Here is a 7,807-nt window from a genome sequence, read left to right as displayed (position 1 = left end):
CTTTTAAAGTCTTCGATAAAGTTTGTCCCCCAAAACAGAGCTTTTATAATTTCACGTTTTGGTAAATACAACACAACCCTGGAAGCTGGGCTTAACTTTATAGTGCCTTTTATAGATACTGTCGCGGCTGACAGGTCTCTAAAAGAGCAAGCGGTAGACGTGCCAGAGCAATCAGCAATTACAAAAGATAACATAACCCTTAGCGTTGATGGTGTATTGTATTTTCGAGTTGTTGATCCCTACAAGGCCACGTATGGCGTTGAAGATTATGCCTTTGCAGTCAAACAGCTTGCACAAACAACAATGCGTTCTGAGCTTGGTAAAATGGAGTTAGACAAGACATTTGAAGAAAGAGACTTGTTAAATACAAACATTGTATCGGCTTTAAACACCGCAGCGGCTCCTTGGGGAGTTCAAGTTATGCGTTATGAGCTAAAGGACATAAATCCACCCAATTCAGTGCTAGACGCGATGGAACAGCAAATGAAAGCCGAAAGACTTAAGCGAGCTCAGATCCTAGAATCAGAAGGTGACAGACAAGCTGCCATTAACCGCGCCGAAGGTGAAAAACAATCTATAGTGCTGGCCGCTCAAGCTGAGAAAGAAGAGCAGATATTAAAAGCACAAGGTGAGGCTGAAGCGATTATACAGGTTGCAAAAGCTGACGCGGAGGCTATTGAAACGGTGGGTAGAGCAGCTGCTACCGAAGAAGGACAAAAAGCCGTACAACTAGACTTAGCTAAAGGAGCTATCAAAGCCAAAGAGCAAATCGCGAAAGAAAGCTCGGTTGTTTTGCTCCCCGACGGCTCAACAGAAATTGGCAATGTAGTTGCGCAAGCAATGTCAATAGTGAACAAACTAGGTTATAAGGTGAACTGATGTTATGGAAGATATAGAAAGCTATCTTGTAGCGATCGGCTTATTGCTGATGATTGCAGAATTACTACTTGGGTTCTCAGTCATTCTCCTGTTCACCTTGGGTTTATCGTTATTAATAACAGCTGCACTAGTTTATGCGGGCGGTATTGAACCAAGTATTTTGAATCTCTTTATAGCGGTTTCAGTACTGGATTTGATTTTAATGGTGGTCCTCTGGAAACCTATGAAGTATCTGCAGCGCGATAAGGCCCCTTTGAAAGTGAAAAACGACTTGATAGGGAATATGGTCGAGCTTCCGGAAGATGTAAGCCCAACGCGCTCAGCAACGCTACACTATTCAGGAATAATTTGGAAAGTGAACAGCGATGAGAGCATACCAGCCGGTTCAAAAGTCATAATAAAAGATGTAAGTGTAGGTACATTGACTGTAGGAAGAAATACGTAGTTTGAAGTAGATTGAAAAAGCCCAAGCCGTTTGCTTGGGCTTTTTTTTGATTTTTCCTCACGATAAATGGGGTCATCATTCAGCGTTCTTGAAGAACTTAAATGGGATTAACCTAGATGGAGTTCTTGTTGATAACTTATACAACGACAAACTCTATCCCAAAGGGGCCTATTTCAGAGGGAGAGTTAGATTTTACAAACGTTTATGGAACGGAAGTTATCGCAGATAGTTGGTACAGGACACTCTTGTCCTATTAATGTGTAGAATGTGCATACGCCTTTAAACCATCGAGTTGTCATTGTGCTTATGGAAGGAAGCCATATGTCGCAATGACAATAGGGTGGAGCTAAAACGGCTTTGCTTTAACGAAAATCTCTTACTAGATGTTATCTATGGAATTCTTGGCAATTTCACTTTGTCACTAAGTGTTTCCATTAATTGATTTAATTTAGCCACACCAATAGACCTTTGACCGTTTTTCTGTAGTTTCCCTGCGTGTTTCCACGCTAACTCACCTGGCCCGTTAAATATTTCGATATTGGTACCATCCTTTTGCAGATATAGGACGATCAAATGCTCAGGTTTAGACCTCAACCCAATCGTTCTTGCTTGTGTCGCTTTTATTTGTACGTGGATACCATCTTTTGTTACGGCGTCATGCCTCTCTGCAGATGCAGGAAGAAGAACTAGGTTGTAATGGTATGCGGCAAGCACTTCGCCAATACTGCCTACCATATGGCCGTCAGGCGTGAAGTGTCTCCCGAACATATCCTCCAACTCGGTAACAATCTTATATATTTCTCTTATTTTTGCAGGTACTTGCTCTATATGCTTCATTGAATAGTTATCAACATTTTCGTGGCATTAAGTAATAAATTATTCCTACACTAGCTCAAGCTTGCTGCAGATAACAAATGGGAGTACCTGCTATTACTCAACTCACCTATTGAAATGACATACCTCACAAAGTAGCGCGAATAAAAAATGCACTTACTCTGTTTCCACAATTTCCTTTTTAAGTGGTAGTAGAGTGAGAATAGGACAATACAATATACCTCAATCCAAAATTGTGAGCACAGTTTATGTGCTTGATGCGGATGCGAGTAATAGACGCAAAAAAGATAAAGCCCTGCGATATCTCAAACAAATCAGCTCAATGATTGCAGGGCGCCATAATGTAAAAGTCCATATCGTTGAAAAGATCAGGTATAACGCGGCGACAAAAAACGATGAAATATTCATCAGGAATGGAGATTTCACGGACCCGGTATACCTCAAACTAGTCGAAGGACTTATCGACCACGAAGCCGGACATCTAAAGTTTTCTGATTTCATCTATTTGAAGAATCAACATTTTACACCACTAGAGTTGACCTTGTTCAATGCTATCGAAGACGTCCGAATGGAACGACTTATGAAGGATACTTACCCGGGCTCAATTAGCAATCTTCAAGGGATGTGCGAGGTCTTAGTCGAGCGTGGTGGAGCTGATTATCACACTCAGCCATTCATGGTCAAATTCCAGGGTTACGTGATGATGTACTGCCGGTTTCATTTTAACAATGACAAGTGCATGAAAAAGCATCTTTATATGACAAGAGAGTCTTTAATAGATGAGACTAACTCCGAATTTATCAAATCACTTAATCTCATACTGGACGCCGTAGATGCGGTAGTGCGATGTGAAGATATAAGCCCGATTATTAAACAATTAATACGCTTACTCGAGAGTCAGAGAAAAGAGGGTGAGACCAATGACCGAGACATATCCCAAGAAGGTCCCAAAGGTCAGGCGAACAATGATGAGAGACATCAAACATTATCTATATCTTCTCAAAATAAAAGTGATGGGAAAGTACCGCAGGTGGGAGATGAAACGTATGAGAAACCGTCTGGCAAAGGCATATCACCGTCACAGAAAGCTCCGCTAAGTATTTCAGAGCAAATAGAGCAGGGGTTATCTGCTGACACCCCTTACCAAGTTAGCGATTTACACGACAAAGCACGTGAGACGATGAATAGCATGGCAAGCGAGGCTTCACAGTCTGGTTGTGTGGATTGCTTTCTCACCGACAGACAATATGTGACTAGCCCTGAGCTTTGCCATTCATATTTTGATGCTTTAAAAAGTCGACGATTAATGTCCAAGTTGGCGCCAGTAGTCAAAAAAGCATTTTACTCATTACTTCCAAAGCCTGGCGAATATAACCATCGTGGAAATCAATTGGCCCCGGAACGTTTCCCCCATGCTATTGCCGGCCGTGGAACTGTGTTTAAAGATGAGCCGATTCAAAAGCAACCTGTGGGACATATCCACATTGCTGTAGATTGCTCTCAATCAATGAAAGGCGCCGGTGAAGCTAATGAGTCACCGATGCTAGCAGCAAATACCGCTGTGTTTAGTTTAGCAAAAACCCTTTACCAGTTACCTAAAGCTAATGTTCAAGTTGACTATTTTTTTAGTTACAAAAAGGTCTGTTTTTATCGTGCTTGCGCGTTTGGAGTGAAGCCACAATCAGAAAAGTTTGCAGTAAAACCATTTGGCACTACACCAACCAGTGAAGCATTAAGAGAAGGTATAGAGCAGCTTATTAGAACTGGAAACCAGTTAGAGAGACGATACTTGATATTGATCGTTGATGGAGATTTACCGTCTGATGAAGAAGGAAAACATAGGGATGCCTTGCGGTCTATGCTTCATTTGGCACGTAAACTCAACATTATTGTACTTTGTATCGCATTATCAAGAAGAGACTGTGTCGCATTTCGAGAGTCTGGTTTTATGGAGCATGAGTGTTTATTCGTAGACTCTGCAGAACAGTTGCCATCTGCTTTTGAAAAAATGACGAAGCAAACAATCATTAACTATTAGGGGAACTACATGTCTACATTTTATGAATTAAAACCTATATCTAAGTTATTTCCTAATGTTAGTTTCGTAACAGAAGATACAGAAGTTAAGGTAGGAAAAAACGACCCTTTTGTACCACTAAACCCTTTTTATGTTCCTCAAATAGATATTTTAGAAGATTTGCTTGTGGAATTGACCTTAGATGCGGATGGGGCGCTAGGCCTAGTTGGGGAAACTGGGACGGGCAAAACCGAGATGGTTAGGTATATATCACATTACCTAAGACTTCGTTTGGCAACGGTGCAAATTCACTGTGCACTTAGGCCTGAGCAAATTGAAGGTGGAATGGAGTTGCGAGTTAAAGATGGCTGTTCAGTTTCGGAATACGTAGAGCAAGCAGTAGTAGAGTGCTATAGAGATGGCGGGATTGTATTTTTTGATGAGATAGATAAGGCGTCTCCTGAACTGTCAGCATCTCTTCATGCAGTTATAGATAATAAGCCGTGGACATTAAGTAATGGAACAATAGTTCAACCACACCCTGACACCAGAGTGATAGTTGCCGCTAACACCATAGGTGATGGCGCCTCTAATCGATACATTACTTCACAGCAATTAGATTCTGCAATACGGTCGCGAATAAGTTGGACTCGATTACATTATCCGTCTGCAGAAGTTGAAATCGACATTTTACGAAAACAATTTAGTGCGATACCCATATCCCTAGCATCTGATTTGGTAAAGGTTGCTAACGCGTTGCGGGATGCTTTATTGGGTGTCGATAGGTTAGATGATGCCACGGATCCTGTAGGAGAACCCTTTTCGACAAGAACTTTAGTTAAATGGTGTTCGCGTATCGTAGGTTATAAAAAATCAAAAACCTTATTGCAGACTTTCTATAAGGCATTTTTGAATGGGGTTAGTATAGAGGAGCATGAGATAATAATTGGCATGCTTCAAAGGCACCTCACTGAAGATAAAATGAATAGTACACTTGCTGAAATATCACAAAAGGGCACTCGTCCAGTAAGAGGTAACAGTCTACAGCAAGCTTTAGCTGCTAGTTAACGTTGGCATCAGAAATGGAGAGTGGTGTAGATTCATAATCGCCAAGCTTTATGGAGAACGGGGAAATTTTTGTAGGGAACAGAATTTTAACCTTTTCTCCATTGCAATTTGCTTTATCCGCCAGCTTAGCAAGTTTGTTCATAGCATTTGATACATCGTTAAATAAATCAGGCGTCGATTTCAATGGTTTATTAAGCGGGATTCTAAAGTCATCCCAATGAATCGGAACCACCAGACCCGCACATGTATCCATTACTGTTGATTTCCAGTATTTCTCAATAAAGTCATCATCGCGCTCACCCAACAAACCAATACCTAAGAAAACAATGGAGGCAGTTTTCTCATTTATCTGGGCCCATTTATCTGGAAAGTCTGCACTAGGCACAACCAAAATATTAGACTGCGGGTGCTCAATATAGTAACTGTAAACATCTCCTGCATTGCTATATTCGTAACCACCGGCGACAAAAAGAAAGAGCCTTTCTATCAGTTTTTTTGAAAAGCTTTTGTGTGCATGCTTAGATTCGATAAACGTAACTTTGAAGTCACCAACCTTTGTCGAGTTCTTTACATTAATTGGTCGTTCAACATCGTTGTTATATATCTCCAAGGTTCTTTTCGAAGCTAGTAATCTAGCTCCTTTGATATCTGCCACTACAGCAGCATCTTTAGCGTGGTCAAAATGTGAATGTGAAACTAATACAGCATCAATATTCTTATCTTTTATCACTTTTATTGCTTCATCGCTTGTCTTCATTCGGTTGACTATTGACTCTACAATGCCTTGCCTAGAAAAGAAGCCATCTATAAGAATCGAGCTGGTGGTGTCAGAAATGAGTAAAGTGGATGTACCATAAAAACTTGCATAAAGTGGATTTTTTATAGAAGAAACGTTGAGAGTTGGAACAAAGTTTCTGGGTTGATAATGTGCACAACTACTCAACATAATTCCCACTATGCATAAGCTAAACGTACAGAGGTGGTTTCTCATGAGTTTATCCATCCCAACTTTTGACACAATATATATATGCGGTCCTTCCAACGATTGAGAACATCATTCTCGTAAACTTCACCAAGATGTTCAGTCTACGACTTTATAACCTGTTTTCCCTATCGTTATTGTCTGTGTACCTAACGTGTTCGCTAACCAATTGTGCTTTTATGCTTTTGAGCTCTTCTGCATCAACTTCGTTACACTTCATGGGTTTATAATCGAATTTAACGTCTAAGGTTTTTCTATCAATAACAATATGGAGAGTCTTATCTTCACTCTTATGGTCCAGATACAGCATGACACTGTTGTCTGACAATATTGCTTTATAGGTACTGTAAAAATTTGCTTCCTCAACCTCTTCAGCCCATTCATAGTCACCCATGTAAACGAACTGTCCTATATTTCCCAATTGCGTTTCTTGATCGTAGTAGAGCACGTATGAATTACCCTGCAATGGACTGGAGGTGAAATTGGGTTCTTGACAGAAAAATAGCGTAGCATTATTGAAATCGCTTTCTGAAAATTTACGCTGGGGCTCAGAGCATCCTTGCAATATACAAGTCAGCATCAGGACAGATAAAAAATATGGTAACCGTTGTTCAGTGTTCATTTTCATATTAATTAGAGAAAGCCAAGTCAACGATTTTGATTATTGTTTTACTCTCATCCCACTCAGAGAGCTTCGATTTCACAGTGAAGTATTTTCCGTCTTCCATCTCGTAGATATAACCCGCTTTAAGAGGTTTGTTATCCCTTATTGAAAAGCGGCTAACAAGAACGGGATGAAAGCTTTCTTCGTAAATAGTGCTATTGTTTTTGTCTTGAAAATACACAGTGACTTTGACTTTATCCAGCGAGCGTTCGCCATTGTTCTTTAAAGATACGCGAACAGCAGGAACACCTTTATCAGAGTAGGTATCAATACGCTTTGCTTCAAATTCCGTTATTGCCACTTTATTCATGTATTCCATTTTTTCGGTAAACGCGTTAAGCGCAGTTTGCGTATTAGCAATCCCATTCGTGGCTAACTCTTTTGCCGAATCTATTTCGCTTAATGCGCGGTATTTCTCTATTGCGTCTTCAAAGCGTTTACTTTCTAGCAGGGCTTTTGCTTCATCACTGAGTTTGCGGATGGTTTCTTGCTCTTCGCGCGCTTTAGCTTGCTTGGCTTCTCTTTCCGCTCGTTTGCGCTCTCTAAGTTCTTTATCCTTCGCCAGAGCTTCGCGGTATTTTTCGATCACTTCTTGACCGGTAAGGCCATCGAGAGATTGAAGGTTAATAGATATGAGCGTTTCAGGGCTAGCACCGTCGTTTTTGCTATCAAATGAGCCAACCATAGAAGTCCATGCCTTTTGTCCGCCGAGTGAGTAGTACATTAGGGCTTTGGAAAATTCAGCCTGTTCCTGTTCCGTCATGTCAGCAGTAATGCTTTGAGCAGAACTCTTTATGGTTTCTTGTGACGTGGTATCGATGCATGTTCCGGCCCATTCCGATCACCCATTTCGGTTCAATCCGATCACTGATTTCGGTCTAATCCGATCGCCTATTTCGGAGTTATCCGATCAAAAAT

The 7,807-nt window shown here is 40.9% G+C and carries 8 protein-coding genes; 4 read left to right on the top strand and 4 right to left on the bottom strand.

Annotated features, from left to right (window positions below):
* Nucleotides 1-879, top strand: an 879-nt coding sequence (locus BIZ39_RS19305) for a slipin family protein (protein ID WP_187447779.1), incomplete at its 5' end; no start/stop codon positions are given.
* A 4-nt stretch (nt 880-883) separates the two neighbouring features.
* Nucleotides 884-1,324, top strand: coding sequence for an NfeD family protein (locus tag BIZ39_RS19300; RefSeq protein WP_187447778.1), 441 nt, complete (start codon nt 884-886; stop codon nt 1,322-1,324).
* A 390-nt stretch (nt 1,325-1,714) separates the two neighbouring features.
* On the opposite strand, the gene BIZ39_RS19295 is transcribed toward BIZ39_RS19300, so the two are convergent.
* Nucleotides 1,715-2,161, bottom strand: coding sequence for a DUF6998 domain-containing protein (locus tag BIZ39_RS19295; RefSeq protein ID WP_187447777.1), 447 nt, complete (start codon nt 2,159-2,161; stop codon nt 1,715-1,717).
* Nucleotides 2,162-2,354: 193 nt separating this feature from the next.
* On the opposite strand from BIZ39_RS19295, the gene BIZ39_RS19290 reads away from it, so the two are divergent.
* Nucleotides 2,355-4,196 carry a vWA domain-containing protein gene (locus BIZ39_RS19290; protein WP_187447776.1) on the top strand — a complete coding sequence of 614 codons (1,842 nt, stop codon included), beginning with the start codon at nt 2,355-2,357 and terminating at the stop codon, nt 4,194-4,196.
* Nucleotides 4,197-4,205: 9 nt separating this feature from the next.
* Entirely contained in the window at nt 4,206-5,243 is a 1,038-nt protein-coding gene (locus BIZ39_RS19285) for an AAA family ATPase (RefSeq protein ID WP_187447775.1), read from the top strand.
* Here the strand turns inward: BIZ39_RS19285 and BIZ39_RS19280 are convergent.
* The 3 genes from BIZ39_RS19280 to BIZ39_RS19270 all read right to left on the bottom strand — a co-directional run bounded on the left by BIZ39_RS19280 (nt 5,236) and on the right by BIZ39_RS19270 (nt 7,709).
* Nucleotides 5,236-6,234, bottom strand: a complete 999-nt coding sequence (locus tag BIZ39_RS19280; RefSeq protein ID WP_187447774.1) for an MBL fold metallo-hydrolase — start codon at nt 6,232-6,234, stop codon at nt 5,236-5,238. The genes BIZ39_RS19285 and BIZ39_RS19280 overlap by 8 nt on opposite strands.
* Before the next feature lie 103 nt (nt 6,235-6,337).
* Nucleotides 6,338-6,673 (bottom strand): hypothetical protein, encoded by a 336-nt coding sequence (locus BIZ39_RS19275; protein WP_222936708.1) that lies wholly within the window; start codon nt 6,671-6,673, stop codon nt 6,338-6,340.
* A 181-nt stretch (nt 6,674-6,854) separates the two neighbouring features.
* Nucleotides 6,855-7,709, bottom strand: coding sequence for a DUF6694 family lipoprotein (locus tag BIZ39_RS19270; RefSeq protein WP_316248269.1), 855 nt, complete (start codon nt 7,707-7,709; stop codon nt 6,855-6,857).
* Between the last annotated feature and the right edge of the window lie 98 nt (nt 7,710-7,807).

The sequence above is a fragment of the Alteromonas sp. BZK5 genome (assembly GCF_014349115.1).
In the GTDB taxonomy this organism is placed as follows: Bacteria; Pseudomonadota; Gammaproteobacteria; order Enterobacterales; family Alteromonadaceae; genus Alteromonas; species Alteromonas macleodii.
This window is presented reverse-complemented; position numbering and strand designations above follow the sequence as displayed.

Bases quoted from the DNA above. Each gene is read 5' to 3' on its own strand.
- BIZ39_RS19280 (WP_187447774.1), bottom strand. From the start codon at position 6,234: ATGAGAAACCACCTCTGTACGTTTAGCTTATGCATAGTGGGAATTATG.
- BIZ39_RS19285 (WP_187447775.1), top strand. From the start codon at position 4,206: ATGTCTACATTTTATGAATTAAAACCTATATCTAAGTTATTTCCTAAT.
- BIZ39_RS19300 (WP_187447778.1), top strand. From the start codon at position 884: ATGGAAGATATAGAAAGCTATCTTGTAGCGATCGGCTTATTGCTGATG.
- BIZ39_RS19295 (WP_187447777.1), bottom strand. From the start codon at position 2,161: ATGAAGCATATAGAGCAAGTACCTGCAAAAATAAGAGAAATATATAAG.